At 37.5% G+C, this 15,527-nt stretch carries 17 protein-coding genes and 1 tRNA gene; 9 read left to right on the forward strand and 9 right to left on the reverse strand.

From position 1 onward, the window contains the following. Nucleotides 1-7: 7 nt before the first annotated feature. Both HHL20_RS07940 and HHL20_RS07945 read right to left on the reverse strand, forming a co-directional pair. Nucleotides 8-1,852, reverse strand: a complete 1,845-nt coding sequence (locus tag HHL20_RS07940; RefSeq protein WP_169230611.1) for a chloride channel protein — start codon at nucleotides 1,850-1,852, stop codon at nucleotides 8-10. Between the two features lie 72 nt (nucleotides 1,853-1,924). Then, nucleotides 1,925-3,196: an NAD(P)/FAD-dependent oxidoreductase gene (locus tag HHL20_RS07945; RefSeq protein ID WP_169230612.1), complete on the reverse strand. Its 1,272-nt coding sequence runs from the start codon at nucleotides 3,194-3,196 to the stop codon at nucleotides 1,925-1,927. Between the two features lie 170 nt (nucleotides 3,197-3,366). Between HHL20_RS07945 and HHL20_RS07950 the strand changes: the two genes are divergently transcribed. After that, nucleotides 3,367-4,356: an aldo/keto reductase gene (locus tag HHL20_RS07950; RefSeq protein ID WP_169230613.1), complete on the forward strand. Its 990-nt coding sequence runs from the start codon at nucleotides 3,367-3,369 to the stop codon at nucleotides 4,354-4,356. Between the two features lie 281 nt (nucleotides 4,357-4,637). Here the strand turns inward: HHL20_RS07950 and HHL20_RS07955 are convergent, their stop codons facing one another. Further along, on the reverse strand, nucleotides 4,638-4,808 hold the full coding sequence (locus tag HHL20_RS07955; RefSeq protein ID WP_169230614.1) for a lmo0937 family membrane protein: 171 nt from the start codon (nucleotides 4,806-4,808) through the stop codon (nucleotides 4,638-4,640). Nucleotides 4,809-4,931: 123 nt separating this feature from the next. Beyond that, on the reverse strand, nucleotides 4,932-5,729 hold the full coding sequence (locus tag HHL20_RS07960) for a Cof-type HAD-IIB family hydrolase (protein ID WP_194306232.1): 798 nt from the start codon (nucleotides 5,727-5,729) through the stop codon (nucleotides 4,932-4,934). Between the two features lie 158 nt (nucleotides 5,730-5,887). Here HHL20_RS07960 and HHL20_RS07965 point away from each other — a divergent pair, with 158 nt between their 5' ends. After that, nucleotides 5,888-6,346 carry a PA2169 family four-helix-bundle protein gene (locus HHL20_RS07965; protein WP_169230615.1) on the forward strand — a complete coding sequence of 153 codons (459 nt, stop codon included), beginning with the start codon at nucleotides 5,888-5,890 and terminating at the stop codon, nucleotides 6,344-6,346. Between the two features lie 61 nt (nucleotides 6,347-6,407). On the opposite strand, the gene map is transcribed toward HHL20_RS07965, so the two are convergent. Continuing rightward, nucleotides 6,408-7,172, reverse strand: a complete 765-nt coding sequence (gene map, locus HHL20_RS07970; RefSeq protein WP_169230616.1) for a type I methionyl aminopeptidase — start codon at nucleotides 7,170-7,172, stop codon at nucleotides 6,408-6,410. A 225-nt stretch (nucleotides 7,173-7,397) separates the two neighbouring features. On the opposite strand from map, the gene HHL20_RS07975 reads away from it, so the two are divergent. From HHL20_RS07975 to HHL20_RS07995, 5 genes are all read left to right on the forward strand, one after another. Beyond that, the gene (locus HHL20_RS07975; RefSeq protein ID WP_169230617.1) at nucleotides 7,398-8,720 is read left to right on the forward strand and encodes a phosphatidylserine decarboxylase family protein; all 1,323 of its coding nucleotides are present in this window, start codon (nucleotides 7,398-7,400) and stop codon (nucleotides 8,718-8,720) included. Between the two features lie 308 nt (nucleotides 8,721-9,028). After that, on the forward strand, nucleotides 9,029-9,349 hold the full coding sequence (locus HHL20_RS07980; RefSeq protein WP_169230618.1) for an ArsR/SmtB family transcription factor: 321 nt from the start codon (nucleotides 9,029-9,031) through the stop codon (nucleotides 9,347-9,349). Between the two features lies 1 nt (nucleotide 9,350). Next, nucleotides 9,351-9,821 carry an SRPBCC domain-containing protein gene (locus HHL20_RS07985; protein ID WP_169230619.1) on the forward strand — a complete coding sequence of 157 codons (471 nt, stop codon included), beginning with the start codon at nucleotides 9,351-9,353 and terminating at the stop codon, nucleotides 9,819-9,821. A gap of 113 nt (nucleotides 9,822-9,934) precedes the next feature. Further along, a complete protein-coding gene (locus HHL20_RS07990) occupies nucleotides 9,935-10,450 on the forward strand; it encodes a DUF4256 domain-containing protein (protein WP_262888422.1) in 516 nt (171 codons plus the stop codon). Between the two features lie 119 nt (nucleotides 10,451-10,569). Beyond that, nucleotides 10,570-11,073, forward strand: coding sequence for a hypothetical protein (locus tag HHL20_RS07995; protein ID WP_169230621.1), 504 nt, complete (start codon nucleotides 10,570-10,572; stop codon nucleotides 11,071-11,073). Nucleotides 11,074-11,171: 98 nt separating this feature from the next. Here the strand turns inward: HHL20_RS07995 and HHL20_RS08000 are convergent, their stop codons facing one another. Continuing rightward, entirely contained in the window at nucleotides 11,172-12,203 is a 1,032-nt protein-coding gene (locus tag HHL20_RS08000) for a threonine aldolase family protein (protein WP_169230622.1), read from the reverse strand. 85 nt (nucleotides 12,204-12,288) lie between these two features. Between HHL20_RS08000 and HHL20_RS08005 the strand changes: the two genes are divergently transcribed. Next, entirely contained in the window at nucleotides 12,289-12,942 is a 654-nt protein-coding gene (locus tag HHL20_RS08005; protein ID WP_169230623.1) for a metal-dependent transcriptional regulator, read from the forward strand. Nucleotides 12,943-13,235: 293 nt separating this feature from the next. Continuing rightward, nucleotides 13,236-13,307, forward strand: a tRNA-Arg gene (locus HHL20_RS08010). Between the two features lie 185 nt (nucleotides 13,308-13,492). On the opposite strand, the gene HHL20_RS08015 is transcribed toward HHL20_RS08010, so the two are convergent. The 3 genes from HHL20_RS08015 to HHL20_RS08025 all read right to left on the reverse strand — a co-directional run bounded on the left by HHL20_RS08015 (nucleotide 13,493) and on the right by HHL20_RS08025 (nucleotide 15,524). Continuing rightward, on the reverse strand, nucleotides 13,493-13,996 hold the full coding sequence (locus tag HHL20_RS08015; RefSeq protein WP_169230624.1) for an endonuclease V: 504 nt from the start codon (nucleotides 13,994-13,996) through the stop codon (nucleotides 13,493-13,495). Between the two features lie 36 nt (nucleotides 13,997-14,032). Then, a complete protein-coding gene (locus tag HHL20_RS08020; protein WP_169230625.1) occupies nucleotides 14,033-14,398 on the reverse strand; it encodes a VOC family protein in 366 nt (121 codons plus the stop codon). A gap of 79 nt (nucleotides 14,399-14,477) precedes the next feature. Then, nucleotides 14,478-15,524: a M28 family metallopeptidase gene (locus HHL20_RS08025; protein WP_169230626.1), complete on the reverse strand. Its 1,047-nt coding sequence runs from the start codon at nucleotides 15,522-15,524 to the stop codon at nucleotides 14,478-14,480. Nucleotides 15,525-15,527 lie beyond the last annotated feature (3 nt).

Genomic DNA, 15,527 nt, shown 5'->3' on the forward strand with positions numbered 1-15,527 from the left:
AATATTATTATTCCGAATATTCTTTCAGCAATTGCCTGTAGCTCATCAATATGGTTGATTTTGAAATAAAACCGATAAACTTATTCTGAGCATCGACAACGGGTAGATTCCAGACACCAGTATCATCAAAGATCTGAAGAATTTCTAAAGGCTGATTTTCAGGGTGAATAATCGCAGGGGGCGCTTTCATGATCTGGCTTACCGATGTAGAAACTTCATCATTGGTAAACAGATAAGGACGGATATCATCAAGCGTAAGAATTCCCCGTAAGGTTTTGTTTTCATTAACAACAGCAAAAATATTCTTATTACCATTTTTTACCAGTTCAAATAATTCTTCAACCGGAGCAGTTTCGTTAATAACCTGAGAATACCGGTCGATAAAATCTTCCGTTTTTAAAGAAAATAAGATATTCTTATCATGTTTATTGGTGAAAATTTTCCCCTGGTCTGCCAGAGATTTTAATTCAGGTGAGATAGGCGAGAACCATTTAGCAATGAGGTAAGAAATAATGGAAGCAATCATTAAAGGGATAAAAAGATCATATCCGAAGCTGGATTCCGCAATCAGGAAAATAGCAGTCAGCGGTGCATACATTACACCGCTCATGGCCCCGGCCATTCCGACCAAAACGAGATTGGTAACAGGTACATCCGGAAATCCGATCTGTTGGCAGATTAAGGCAAATAAATACCCTACGGTACCTCCCGCAAAAAGCGAAGGTGCAAAATTACCTCCGTTTCCGCCACTAAAAATGGTGAATGAAGTTGCAAATGCTTTTAACAATAATACGAGGATTAAAAAGACAATAATCGTAAAATTGCCGATCTCAAAATACCTGAAAAGGCTGTTTTCTATAATTCTGTGCATATCGCCGTTGGTAAAAGCCTTTACCGTTTCATATCCTTCCCCGAACAGGGGTGGAAAAAGCACACACAATAATGATAAAACCGCGCCGCCGAACATTGCTTTACGCAATCTCGACATATTTAATTTTTTAATGAAATGCTCGACTTTCTGGGAAATTACCACAAAATATCTGGCATATAGGCCAGTTACAATTCCTAAAATAAGATAATACGGAACATTTTTATAGTTAAAGGCTTCCCTCGTATAAAATCTGAACAGTACGTCTTCCTGCAAAAGGATTCTTGACAGCAAACTGCCGCATACAGCAGCCACAACGAGCGGAATAAAGTCGGTAAAGACAACTCCCGTAAGAAGAATTTCAAAGGCAAACATAATCCCTGCAATCGGAGCATTGAAAGCTGAAGCAATCCCGGCTGTTGCACCTGCGGCGAGCAGCAAAGTTCGTTCTTTATAACTCAGTCGGTATGTTTGGGCAAAATTAGATCCGATGGCAGCACCCGTTACAGCGATCGGGCTTTCAAGCCCAGCCGAACCTCCAAGACCTACCGTTACCGCACTTTGTACAATCTGCGAATACATTTTTACCGAAGATACAATACTGGAATTCTGTGCAATTTCGTATAAAATAGCGCCAATTCCTTTCCTGTCCTGACCTTTGAAAATGGTAAGAACAATACTTGCCGTTAAAACAATTCCCAGAAAGGGAAAAATAATATAAAAAAGAATCTGATACTCAAAATGAACCTTTGTCGTAATGAAATGGTGAATGGCATGAACCAGCGACTTCAGCAAAACACCTGCTAAACCTGCCGTACAGCCCACCAATATCCCGGACAGCACAAGAAACTGGTTCCTGCTTAATCTGTTGTTGAGCCAATGTAGGATGAGTTCGTAGCTGCGTGCTTTTTCGAGCCCGTACTTTTGAAAGTCTCTTTTGAACTTGAGAAAGCTCAGAAACTTTTTCTTATGATGGATATTCACTTTTGAGATTTTATACCGTAAAAGAATGTTTACAGTTCTGTAAATTTATGAAATATATCATGAATATTAAAATCATGAATGCTCCGTAGTATCTCTTTTCGGTCTTAGAATTAATCTGATCGACGGATTATTGGTGATGAAAAGGCGCAGCCAGTTGAATGCCAGACGCACTTTGCTGCTAAAGCTTACCAATGGAATAATATGAATAAATAACCATGTAAGCCATGCCGTAAATCCTTTAAATGAAAATTTCGGCAGGTCAACTACCGCATCAAATTTTGAAATAATAGCCATGCTTCCCTTGTCGTTGTATTCAAAAGGGATAAGTTTTTTCTCATCTTCAATTCTTTTGAGATTTTTGCCTAAATTTTTAGCATGCTGAATTGCAACCTGTGCCAGCTGAGGATGTCCTTTAGGATATTTTTCTTCAGTAAGCTGCAACGCGATATCACCCAATGCAAAAACATTGGCTGTTCCGTTTACTTTATTGTAAGCATCTACCAAAAGCCTTCTACCTTTTCCAATAGCTTCCTCCGGAAGTCCCGGAACTTCCCGGCCAATGACACCTGAAGTCCAGATCAGAGTTTCAGTTTCAATTTCTTTTCCGTCGGAAAGGAGAACTTTGCAGTCTTTATAATCTTTAACCGCCGTATTCAGGATAATTTTAACACCAAGCTTCTTGAGTCTCTCGTGAGCCGCTTCCTGTGCCATTTTACTCATAGGAGAAAGAAGGGTAGGAAGGGCATCGATAAGGTAAATATTGGAAAGACCGAGTTTTATTTCAGGATATTCTTTTTCTGCGATATAACTTCCCATTTCTGCAATCATCCCTGCAAGTTCAACTCCTGTAGGACCGCCTCCCGCAATTACAATATTCTGAAGCTTTTGAGCTTCTTTTACATTTTTATTTCTTGCCGCTTCCTCCAGTGTAAGAAGCATGTGATTTCTCAAATAAAGTGCTTCATCAATTGTTTTCATAGGCAAAGCACATCTCTTAACATTTTCCATTCCGAAGAAATTAGATTCTGTTCCCAGCGCCAAGACAAGATAATCGTATTTTAAAGTACCGTTATCGGTTTCCAGAATATTATGCTCCGGATCTACTTTTACCAGACTTCCCATGTGAAAATTAACGCTTTTATAGTTTGAAATTAACTTCCTGAACGGATAACTGATATTGGATGCTTCAATAAATGAAGTTGCCACCTGGTAAATCAGCGGCGGAAAAAAATGATAATTGTTTTTATCAACCAAGGTAATTCTGAAACGGCTGTCATTCACCAAAGACTTGATAAGGTTAATTCCTGCAAAACCTCCTCCTACAATAACGATATGTTTTTTCATAAATATTATATTGAAATGGTAATTGATGAATCCAATAATAAAGCCAAAAACCGCATGTGGTACCAACCGCTATAAGTTATATGAATTTAAATTGAATAATACTCTTCCTGGTCACGGGCAACTGCACGATGTTTGTATCTTATAATTCACCAAATATTAAACAGTATTATATGAAAGCAGACATTTTAACGGAAAAACACAGATTAGGATTAGGGGGAGTTGCCATAGGTACCGCTTTTGAGCCGCTTACGGACGGGGAGTCGTATGAAGTTTTGCAGAAAGCATGGGATCTTGGAATACGATATTACGATACTTCGCCATGGTACGGACTTACAAAAAGTGAAAGACGATTCGGAAATTTTCTTCATGGCCAGAACAGGGAAGAATTTGTTCTTTCTACAAAAGTGGGAAGATTGTTTGTAGAAGTTCCGGAAGATGAAGTTCCACCGACGATGTGGCAGGATCCTCTGAACTTTGATTTTGAGCATAACTATACCGCTGATGCCATCAAAAGATCTATCGAAGATAGCCTGGAGAGATTGCGGCTGGATCATATCGATATTGTATATGTTCATGATCTTTCGGAAGACCAGGTGGGCGATCGGTATCCATATTTCCTGAAACAAGCAAGGAAAGGAGCTTTCAAAGTATTATCAGAACTGAGAGATCAGGGGATCATTAAAGCATGGGGAATGGGCGTTAACAAAATAGAACCCATTCTGGACTGTCTCGATTCTGCAGATCCCAATATTTGTCTTTCTGCCACTCAGTATTCTATTCTGGAGCATGAGGATGCAGTAGACAGGCTGTTACCAGCCGTAAAAAAAGCAGGCGTAAAACTTGTGTCGGGAGCGGGGTACAATTCAGGGTTTATTACCGGAAGACCGAGATATAACTATAAAGATGTTATCCCAAAAGGAATGACTGAAAAGCGCGACCAGATTTCAACGATCGCCAAAAGATACGATATTGATATTGTAGATGCTGCACTTCAGTTTGTATTGGCTGCGGAGGAATTTGCTGCGATTATTCCGGGAGCAAGTAAACCCGAACAGGTAGAAGACAATATAAATGCTCTTCAGAAGAATATTCCTGCAGATTTCTGGAAAGAGCTGAAATCGGAAGGATTGATTTACGAAAAAGCCCAGGTTCCTGGTTGATAACATTAACGGTCTTGAAAGTCAAATAATTTGATTTTTGAGACCGTTTTTATTTAGTTAATTCTTCTTACGTAAATATAATTTAGTTACAATTCATTGCACAAGCGTTAGTACTCATGGAATGCATGTGCGAATTCTTCGGTGAATTCCAAGCACTACAGGAAAAAATTATGGGAAACCTTAATTGAGTGAGTAGACTATTAATTAAGCAAAAAAAGCTGGAAATTAAGAATGTATATCTTCCCATTTCCAGCTTTCTATCTTCAGTTTTTTACGTAGATCTAATCGAGGGGTCTTCTACCTGATATAAGATTATAAAGAATAACTACAATTGCAATAACCAGCAATACGTGAACTAAATATCCTGTATCCATTCCCGGTACGATACCCAACATTCCTAAAAGCCACACTACTATACAGATAACTGCGACTAACCATAATATACTTCTCATAACTAAATATTTTAAGTGATTCGATTAACTATATACACATATTGTGCCTTTTTATAATTAATCTGTTAAAAAGGTACCACAGCGCATATAAATAAGTATGAAATACCGGAAATTACATTAAGATTAAAGAACTCCAAAATAAATAAGAGCAGATTCAATTCCATGATTGTCAACATCTTCAGTAATATAATCTGCTATTTTTTTAACATCCTCATTCGCATTGCCCATAGCAACACCAATTTTGGTAAATTTCAGCATCGCGATATCATTTCCGCCGTCTCCGAAAGCCATTGTCTCCGAAATATCAATACCGAAGTACTCGCAAAAATGCTTAATTCCAGTACTTTTTGTGATTCCTCCATGATTTACATCTGCGAATAACGGACTCCATCTGGAAGCTGAGGAATTTGGCATAACATTTTTCATAAAAGTTTCTTCATCGTCCTGCTTCAGAAAAATATTTGCCTGAAGCACATGATCCGTATCAATATTTTCTTTATCATGAACAGGCGGAACGGGAAGATTGATATGCGCATACATTCCCACAACTTCAGGGGCAGCATCATTAATCTCAACTTTGTTTTCATACATTAATGAATAACTTAACGGAAAGTTCTCTGCGTACCGTACAAGACTCTTTATATCGGAAGGGTCAATAAAATTTTTATCCATAACCTGTCCTTCAGCTGTTATGCAATAGCTACCGTTGAATGTAATAAACCCGTCAAAAGTAATATGCCCGATGTGGTCTAATGAATTAATGGAACGTCCGGTAGCAACAATTACTTTTATTCCTTTTGCACGAAGGCTTTGTATGGCTTTGCGGGTAGATTCGGGGATTGTATTGGTCTTAAAGCTGATGAGGGTGCCGTCAATATCAAGAAATACGGCTTTAATATTTGGATTTTCTGATGAACTCATATTGATGTTTGTGAAATTTATACAAAAATACACACAATAAAATTGTAGTAAGTTTTATAATTGTTAAATCATTTCTTTATAATACAAAAATATGGCATCATGATGATGACACTAGGTACAGTTCTTGTACATGTTTGAGGACACCAAATTACAATATTATGAAAAACAAAGAAGAAGCATCGGTATTGAATGACCTGCTCCATATCACCAATGACAGAATCGAAGGTTTTGCCAAAATAGAAGGGAAAGTCTGGGAAAATTATCCTGATGTAAAACCAGAATACGCCAAGTTGAATTCCCTTGCCAGAATAATGAAAAATGAGCTCATTGATCTTATTCAGGAAGATGGGGAAGAGGCAGATGACACGCCATCGGTTGCAGGAGCACTACACAGAACATGGATAGATATCAAAAACTCTTTTACTATAGGAAACAGGGAAGAATCTACCATAGGAAATGTTATATTCGGGGAAAAAGCAGCCGCTGAAGCCTATCAGAATGCTATAGACAGTGGAAAACTGAGCCAGAGAAGCCTAGATATTGTATCGGAACACCTGAAACACATCAAAGATTCTTATCATCAGTTCAGCAGGATGAGCGAGTACAAAAACGAATAACTCATAAATTTTACATTTAAATAAAACAGGACGCTTTTTCCGAAACGTCCTGTTTTTTATATCAATTAAAAATTTCATTCATCTCCGTAAGGATGATCGGCCGACCGTCCGTAATGACAATAGTATGCTCATGCTGTGCCATATAACCGCCTTTATTTCCGGCCATTGTCCAGCCGTCTTTCAGTTCAACTGCAATTTGTGAAGAGGTGGAAATAAATGTTTCGATGGCTACGACAGAATTTTTTCTGAACCGTCTGTTATCAAAACGGTTTCTGTAATTCAACAGTTCGCCCGGTTCTTCGTGGAGCCTTCTGCCGATACCATGTCCGCCAAGATTTTTAATCACTTTAAATCCGCGTTTCTTAGCTTCCGTTTCCATCAGCGAACCAATATCCGAAATTTTAATGCCGCCTTTAATATTGCTTATTGCTTTATGCAGGATATCTTTAGAAGCATTCACCAGTTTGTTATGGTTTTTAAGATCTTTTCCAATAACAAATGAATTGCCGTTGTCCGCCCAAAATCCGTTAAGTTCCGCAGAAACATCTATATTAATAAGATCTCCTTCTTTCAATACCCGCTGATCTGATGGAATCCCATGGCAAAATTCATTATCCACACTGATACAGGCACATCCCGGAAATCCATAAGTAAGGGCTGGAGCAGACCTGGCTCCGAAACCGTTGAGAATTTCAGCCCCAAAATCATCGAGTTCCTTAGTAGTTATTCCCGGCTTTGCAAAACGTTTCATTTCCTTTAAAGTATAGGCAACCGCTTCGCTTACTTTTCGCATTCCGATTAATTCTGATTCGTTGGTAATAGACATATTGATAATTTCATGCAAAGATAGTGACTTATTAATACGCGTCTTGTAACCTGTCAATACCAAATCCGTATTATTACCGAGACTGTATTTTAAGTAAAATTACGGTTGATCATATACTCATTTCTGTGGTATCTTTACAAAGACTAATAACCATGGAGACCAGAAACCATTTCAAACGGGGCGCATCCTGAAAAGCCTTACGAGTAAGGAGAAAAACACCTTTTTATGAATCACGTAAAGTACAGGGTTGGAAAATGGCTTCCATCCGACAGAAATTTCCTGAATCGCTGGATCGAAAAAAAAGTGGCTCAGGTACAGGCAAATCCGCTTCCGTTAAATCCTGCTATTGAAGATCTAAGAAATGCAATTTATAATGATGCCGTGCTCTATATGGGCTTTACCAGTATGTATGACCAGGTTCCTCAGGGTTATAATGATCAGGTAAAAAACTTTGAAACCATGCTCCAGATCATGAATCAGATTCTTCAGGAGGGACCTTGCTATAGCCAGATTGAAGACAAAATAGGGTTGGTAGGATTTCCTATCAATGCTATTCTGGACTGGGCTATGGGAACAGAAGGAGGATATCTTACCTTTACCAATTCTCTGGTCAATGAAAAACTGCAGATCATCCTGAATGAATGGAAAAACTTTCTCAGCTCTCCGGATTCTTGTTATGTATTGGTAGATGGTCCCGTCGACCAACCGCAGCCCGACTATACCAATCCTGTAGGGTGGTTTTCCCCAGAGGCCCTGGAAGCCATTGCCAGCATGGACCCACTGAGAGGTCAGGGAAATGACCCGTACGATGCGCTTAAAAATTTTATTTATAATTATCAGTGTCAGCCGGATCAGCCGTACTTCGGTTATAAAAGCTGGGATGATTTTTTCACCCGGGAATTTAATCCCGGCGTTCGTGAAGTCAGTGCAGAAGATCAGGATCCTTCCGTGATTGTGAATGCCTGCGAATCAGCACCGTATAACTGTGTTACCAATGCCATGATGAAAGATAAATTCTGGATGAAAGGGCAACCGTATTCACTTCTGGATATTATGGATAATCATGAACTTGCTCAGGAATTTGGTGATAACAGTACTGTTTATCAGGCCTTTCTGTGCGCAAAAACATATCATCGCTGGAACAGTCCGGTAGATGGGAGAGTGGTAGCAGTTCAAAATGTTCCCGGTACCTATTATTCTGAAGCACCTGCTGAAGGATATGATCCTGCAGGACCGAATGATTCTCAGGGATATATTGCTGAACTGGCTGCACGCGCATTAATCTTTATTCAGTCTGATAATGAAAAAATTGGTCTTATGTGCTTTGTAGCTATCGGAATGGCTGAAGTTTCCAGCTGTGAAATTACTGTTAAACCAGGAGATTATGTAAAAAAAGGAGATCCGACAGGTACATTTCATTTCGGAGGATCAACGCATTGTCTGATATTCCGGCCGGGAGTAAATATTAATTTTGATTTCCACGGACAGACTCCAAGTTTAAATACTTATAATATTCCTGTAAAAGCAAGAATTGGTGTGGTTGAATAAATCACAGACTATACAATATAAATTGTACTAAATTTAATATTATAAATTATTGTATAGAAATTATTTCCAAAGATCATTTCACAGAATAAATAATAAGACAGCTGTAACGGCTGTCTTATTTACTTTAAAAGCAGATACATAAGCTTCAAAATCATCTATTAAGATAATATTCAGTAAAATCAGAAATACACTCTATTTAACATAATATAAATTATAGGACTTTTTATAATGAGCATATTTTAATTTTTATCGTAACAAATTTGTGTAGTCAAATAACTTCATATATATTTGTAGCCAAATAACTACACATGAATTTAAGACGTGATGTATTTCAGGCCATTGCAGATCCAACCCGCAGATCAATTCTGATGCTGCTGGCTACTCAATCGATGACAGCCGGCGCAATCGCTTCCAATTTTGATACGGCAAGACCCACCGTTTCTAAACACCTTCAGATCCTTTCTGAATGCGAACTTTTGAAGCCTGAACAAAACGGCCGTGAAATCCTTTATCATCTCAACGCCGGTAAAATGAAAGAAATTGCGGACTTTATCGAACCATTCCGTAAAATGTGGGACGAACGCTTCAATAAGCTTGAAAATATTATGAAAAACTATAAACAAAAATAATATGGAACTCAAAACAAAAATCACCGCCGAAGACGGCAGACAGGAAATTTTTATTACCAGGGAATTTGATATTCCTTTAGAACTTCTATTTAAGGCCTATACAGACGCTGAAATCATCGCTCAGTGGATGGGAACTAATGTGTTAAAATTGGAAAACAAGCAGCATGGCAGTTATCAGTTTGAAACCAGAAACAACAACGGAGATGTTGTCTTTAAAGCACATGGAACGATTCACGATATTATGCCGGAACAGATAATTGTCAGAACTTTTCAAATGGAAAATACCCCATTTCCGGCACAGATTGAATTTTTAACATTTGAAAAAATTTCAGATGATAAAAGTAAAATCACTATTCAGACGATTTATAAATCGGTAGAAACCAGAGATCAGTTGCTTAAGCTGCCATTTGCCCAGGGGATTAATATGGCTCACAACAGATTACAGGAAATTGTATTATCTTCCGTAAATTAATATTAAAATAAGATCATTATATAAATCACTTTAAAGTGATAAATTTTAAATAATTCTTTAATAAAAACAAAATGGCTATAAAAACTTTATCTGAAGAACAAATAGAATCACTAATGGAAACTTTACGTACACGATTCACAAAAAATATGAACCTGCATAAGGATCTGGAATGGAATCCTATAGAAGAAAAACTGCGTAAAAATCCCAAAAAACTTTGGTCTTTGTTTGAAATGGAAACCACAGAAGGCGAACCCGATGTTGTAGGACGCGATGAATCCACAGGTGAATATTTGTTTTTCGACTGTTCTCCGGAAAGTCCGAAACGCAGAAGCCTTTGCTACGATTATCAGGCCTGGAATGCCAGAAAAGCCAATAAACCCGAAGGAAATGCTATTGATAAGGCTGCTGAAATAGGCATAGAAATATTGACTGAAGAGCAATACCGTAAGCTTCAGGAGCTTGGAAAATTCGACCTTAAAACTTCAAGCTGGATCAAAACCCCTGAAAAAATTAGGCAAATGGGCGGAGCTGTTTTTTGTGACAGAAGATATGACACGGTTTTCCTATATCATAACGGTGCCGACTCTTATTACGCTGCAAGAGGATTCAGAGGTTGTCTTAAAGTTTAATTTTTATATTTAATGTTGTTGGACTGCAAATTGATTTGTTTACTTCAAATTAATTTTGAAATAAAATAGTATTGCTATTTTAGCATTATTGAAATAATTTAATTCAAATAAAAAGGGATATGAAAAAATTAATCTTATTAGGTTCACTGTCGGTTTTTTTATTAAACTGCAGTAAAAAAACAGAGGCTCCTGCTGCCGACACAACCCAGACCGATACTGCGGTCACGTCAACAAAAACAGCCGATACGTTAAACGCTAAATCTTTCTGCTATATGGGCATTACCGGGAAAGATACCGTTTTTGTAAGTATTGATGATAATCTGGGAACGATAACCGGAAAAATGGCAACAAAAAACAGTGAAAAAGACAGTAATAAGGGCGAATTGTCAGGATTTAAATCCGGAGACACGCTGAAACTTACCTATGAATTTGCGTCAGAGGGTAAAACAGGAAATAAAAATGACATCTATTTCCTCCAGACCAAAGACGGCCTGAGTGAAGGCATCGGGGACAGAGATCCGGAAACGGGTACAAAATATGCCAATGAAAGCAAAATCAAATACGCCGGCGGAAGAGTCCTAAAAATTGCAGACTGTAATCTTGTAGCAAAAGCTTTAGAATAAAAACCTTCAGCAAGGGAGTCCTGAAAGGAGGACTTACCCAAGGATAGGATAAAATCCTATCACAAAATAAGAAAACAGCCTTTCACAGGCTGTTTTTTTTATAATTCATTGTTAATAATCTCAATAAATTCCTCAACCGGTTGATCCGCAGTATTCCAGGAAGTAATGAGACGTATTGCTGAAAAATCATCATCCATTTTTTTCCATACATAAAACTCGAATTTTTCTGAAAGTTTATCAATAAGACTGTTGCTCAAAACAGGAAAAATCTGGTTGGTATACGTGTCCGAAAGAAACTGTACTCCCCTTTCCTTCAGCGCATTTTTAATTTTCATTGCCTGTCTGTTGGCGTGTCTGGCAAGCTCAAAATACAGATCATCTTTCATCAGTTCCAGAAACTGAATTCCCAAAAGTCTGCCTTTTGCGAGCAGGGCACCTTTCTGTTTGATATTAAAAGCAAAATCCTGCTGCAGTTCTTTATTGTTGATAACAATAGCCTCCCCGATTAACGCCCCGTTTTTGGTGCCTCCAAGGTAAAAAACATCAGTAAGTTGCGCGACTTTTTCGAGAGTAAGATCAGTGGTTTCGGCAGTAAGCCCGTGTCCCATTCTTGCTCCGTCCATAAAAATATAAAGATTATTTTCTTTACAGAAGGTTGAAAGTTTTTCCAGCTCATCAAGCGTATAAACGGTTCCCAGCTCTGTAGAATTTGAGAGATAAACCAACTTTGGCATTACCTGATGCGGAACATTTTTATGGCTTTCCAGTACCGGAATAATGTCTTCCGGTGTGAGTTTTCCGTCTTCCTTTTCTATTCCCAGGATTTTATGCCCTGTTGCTTCGATGGCTCCGGTTTCATTGTTTAAAATATGTCCTGTGGATGCTGAAACCACACACTGATAAGGTTTTAATATCGAAGAAATTACAATCAGATTAGCCTGTGTTCCACCCGAAACAAAATAAACATCAGAATGCGGGTTGTTAATTTTTTGTTGTATCAGCTTTTTAGCCCGAACAGAATATTGATCTTCTCCATAACCCGGCTGCTGATCTTCATTATAAGTTAATAAAGCCTGTAATATATTGGGATGACAGCCTTCTGAATAGTCGTTTTTAAATGAAAATTTCATGATGTAAAATTAAAAAAACTAATAGCAACGAACATATATTATTAATAATATTTTGTTAGATTTGTAATTAAAATCATCTAACATTTTGAAAGCAACTCTTACGGAAGAAAATTATCTGAAAGCTTTATTTCACCTTGTCGACAGTGAAAGTAAAGTGACAATTAACGAACTCAGCAAGTTTTTGTCCGTAAAAATGCCGAGTGTAAACAATATGATGAAGAAGTTTGCAGACAAAAACTGGGTCATCTATGAAACGTACAAGCCGCTCATCGTTACCGAAAAAGGAAGACGCGAAGCCGCTCTGGTCGTTAGAAAACATCGGCTGACCGAAATGTTTCTGGTAAAAAAAATGAATTTCGGCTGGGAAAATGTGCACGAAATTGCCGAACAGCTGGAGCACGTGCATTCTACTCTATTTTTTGATAAGATGGATGAAATTCTTGATCACCCGAAATTTGATCCTCATGGTGAGCCAATCCCAGATAAAGACGGAAATATCATAGCTCAGGATCTGCAGAAGCTAAGTTCCTGTGATCCAGGAGAAACTGTAATTTTTGCTTCTGTAACACTTTCAGATGATTCCTTTCTCAATTACCTTACCGAAAGAAATTTACTGCTCAATAAGAAAATAAAAATCTTAAAAATCGAAAGCTTTGATAAATCTGTTACTGTAGAAGTCGACGGAAAACAGGAAATTTTAAGCAGGAAAGCTACCGATAAAATTTTGGTTAAAAGGTAGCTTCTACTTATCCACATTTTTTTGTGGATAACTTGTGAATTTTAACATTAAATTATTGTTTATAATGATTTTTATTTCTACATTTACTATGTAATACTACTGAAGTGGAAACATATTTTGCTTTTTTCAGTTCTAAAATCGCAATTAAATTTATAAAAATTTAAGCACAGCATTGTCGGCTGTGCTTTTTTATTGTTGTCTAATTAAAAAAATGAGATGTTTTATCTACTGAATCCGTTCCTAAAGAGCGGATTCTTTTATTAAATAAAAATATTTCAATAAATTTGGACCAAGGTCTCATAGTTCAACGGATAGAATAGAAGTTTCCTAAACTTTAGATCCAAGTTCGATTCTTGGTGAGACCACAATTTTATAGTGTTGCTAAAAAAACCGGCGTGTTGAGCCGGTTTAAAACAAAAATTGATATGGATATGATTAAGAAATAATCTACTATCTCTTAAAAACTAACATTACAAATTTATGTTTATTTAGAACAGGTAAAAATAATAACGTAATGATATTTGTCACTTTCTAATTATCAGTGCAAATATTATTCTATTCGCGTAAGCTGATCCAGCTTTTTAAGGAGAGTCGGAATTCTGAAATTTCCGTGCATCTGTTCTACTTTTACTTTAACCTCATCCACATACACTCCTATCGCTGTAACGAATAACGGAGTTTTACTTTCTCCTCTAAATACCGTCCTTCTCTGATCGTCCGACGAAATGAATTCGTTCTTTGCAATACCTATCACCGGAATTTTTCCTTCCAGCGCTTCAAATAAATGTCCTCCCAATCCTATTTTCCCTTTGTTATCTAAGGTAACGTATCCGTCAACAATAATCATATCTCCCTCATTCAGATTAATTTTATTTAAAAGGCTTAAAATACACGGAAGCTCTCTTTTATAAAAAGCTCCGCTTTCATAACCGGCGGTAACTGTTGTTTTTTCGGTAAAAATTTCGGTTTCTGTTTCAGAATCCCATGCTTCAAAAGCAATACACACTGTTTTTGCAAAGTTTTCGAAATAGTAGGTATCGAATGCGTAAATCATTATAAAGGCAATAGAATAAACTAATTTATGGTGAGTTTATTGGTTAAAAAATTCACCGAAATGCCACAGAACACCGGATGGATCATGAACGAAACATTCTTTTCCCCATGGCATTGTTTTCACGGGTAATATTTTGACGCCATATTTTTCCGTAAGATTTAATGTCTGAAGATAATTCCAGAACTCATCTGTATTTTCTACTTCGATGAAAAGCATGGTATTGTCGATCCAGTCTTTTACATAGGCATCCTGAAGATAAAAGGAAATCTCTTTCCATCTGAATAAAGAAAGTTTCGGCTCTAAAATTACTTCTTCAAAGCCAAGATCTTTATAAAAACTTCTGCTGATTTCAAAATTTTCAGATCCTACGAAAGGACGAATAGATTTCAGATTCTGATTCATAATATATTATTATTTGAAATTAAGATGAAATAAAAGGCAAATTGCATTAAGCCATCTGCCTTTATATTAGTATTAATATTTATTTTTTATCAACGATGATTCGTTCTGGCCTGTTGGCAATTTCCCACGCCGTTGCAAAAACAAGCTGGGTTCTTTTTGCGAGCAGATCGTAATCGATTTTTTCAACGTCGTCAGTTGGCTTATGATAATCTTCATGAATACCGTCGAAGAAAAAAGCAACCGGGACATTATTTTTAGCAAAATTATAATGGTCAGATCGGTAGTACAATCTCTGAGGATCACTCGGATCATCATATTTGTAATTCAGCTCCAGGTTATTGGTGTTTTTATTAGCTTCTTCGTTAATTACTTTCAGCTGGGAACTCAGCATTTCAGATCCGATCACGTAAACATATTGTTTCCCACGATTCTCCGGATCATCGCGACCGATCATATCAATATTAAGGTCAACAACCGTATTAGCAAGCGGGAATACCGGGTTGTCCGTATAATATTCCGAACCGAAAAGGCCGTGTTCCTCTCCTGTTACATGGAGAAATAAGATCGATCTTTTAGGGCCGTTTCCTGCTTTTTTTGCAGCCTGGAAAGCTTTGGCAATTTCCATTACGCCCACGGTTCCGCTTCCGTCATCATCTGCTCCATTGAAAACTACTCCATTTCTTGTACCGACATGGTCATAATGTGCGGAAACAACAACAATCTCGTCAGGTTTTTCAGATCCTTCAATAAATGCCAGAATATTTTCAGAGTCAGGAAGATTTGATCCTCCCCGTGCTTTCATGAATTCGGCAGGAACTTTCTGATAGTAGGAACCAAGTGCTTTAGGAAATGAAATTCCAAGGTTTTTATAGTAATTAACCATATATTCTCCTGCTTTTTTCTGTCCCGGACTTCCTGTGTCACGACCTTCCATTTCGTCGGAAGCAATAACGTATAGGTTTTTCTTCAGGTCAGCCGCATTAATCTCTTTATAAGCAGCAAGAAAGGCTTTGTCACCTTTCACAACCGGGGACTTTTGAGAAGAAGAAACATCAGAAACAGTTTTAGCAGTTCCACAGCTTACCAATACAACTGCTGAAAATATAGGAACTAATAGTTTTCTCATTTT

The sequence above is a fragment of the Chryseobacterium cheonjiense genome (assembly GCF_012927265.1).
GTDB lineage: Bacteria > Bacteroidota > Bacteroidia > Flavobacteriales > Weeksellaceae > Chryseobacterium > Chryseobacterium cheonjiense.

What these genes read in the sequence shown, in the direction of transcription:
- HHL20_RS08015 (WP_169230624.1), bottom strand. Translation starts at nt 13,996, where the DNA reads ATGATTTACGCATTCGATACCTACTATTTCGAAAACTTTGCAAAAACA.
- HHL20_RS08025 (WP_169230626.1), bottom strand. Translation starts at nt 15,524, where the DNA reads ATGAGAAAACTATTAGTTCCTATATTTTCAGCAGTTGTATTGGTAAGC.
- HHL20_RS07965 (WP_169230615.1), top strand. Translation starts at nt 5,888, where the DNA reads ATGAAAAACAAAGAAGAAGCATCGGTATTGAATGACCTGCTCCATATC.
- HHL20_RS07945 (WP_169230612.1), bottom strand. Translation starts at nt 3,196, where the DNA reads ATGAAAAAACATATCGTTATTGTAGGAGGAGGTTTTGCAGGAATTAAC.
- HHL20_RS07980 (WP_169230618.1), top strand. Translation starts at nt 9,029, where the DNA reads ATGAATTTAAGACGTGATGTATTTCAGGCCATTGCAGATCCAACCCGC.
- map (WP_169230616.1), bottom strand. Translation starts at nt 7,172, where the DNA reads ATGTCTATTACCAACGAATCAGAATTAATCGGAATGCGAAAAGTAAGC.
- HHL20_RS08000 (WP_169230622.1), bottom strand. Translation starts at nt 12,203, where the DNA reads ATGAAATTTTCATTTAAAAACGACTATTCAGAAGGCTGTCATCCCAAT.
- HHL20_RS07990 (WP_262888422.1), top strand. Translation starts at nt 9,935, where the DNA reads ATGGAAACTTTACGTACACGATTCACAAAAAATATGAACCTGCATAAG.
- HHL20_RS07995 (WP_169230621.1), top strand. Translation starts at nt 10,570, where the DNA reads ATGAAAAAATTAATCTTATTAGGTTCACTGTCGGTTTTTTTATTAAAC.
- HHL20_RS07985 (WP_169230619.1), top strand. Translation starts at nt 9,351, where the DNA reads ATGGAACTCAAAACAAAAATCACCGCCGAAGACGGCAGACAGGAAATT.
- HHL20_RS07955 (WP_169230614.1), bottom strand. Translation starts at nt 4,808, where the DNA reads ATGAGAAGTATATTATGGTTAGTCGCAGTTATCTGTATAGTAGTGTGG.
- HHL20_RS07950 (WP_169230613.1), top strand. Translation starts at nt 3,367, where the DNA reads ATGAAAGCAGACATTTTAACGGAAAAACACAGATTAGGATTAGGGGGA.
- HHL20_RS08020 (WP_169230625.1), bottom strand. Translation starts at nt 14,398, where the DNA reads ATGAATCAGAATCTGAAATCTATTCGTCCTTTCGTAGGATCTGAAAAT.
- HHL20_RS07975 (WP_169230617.1), top strand. Translation starts at nt 7,398, where the DNA reads ATGAATCACGTAAAGTACAGGGTTGGAAAATGGCTTCCATCCGACAGA.
- HHL20_RS07960 (WP_194306232.1), bottom strand. Translation starts at nt 5,729, where the DNA reads ATGAGTTCATCAGAAAATCCAAATATTAAAGCCGTATTTCTTGATATT.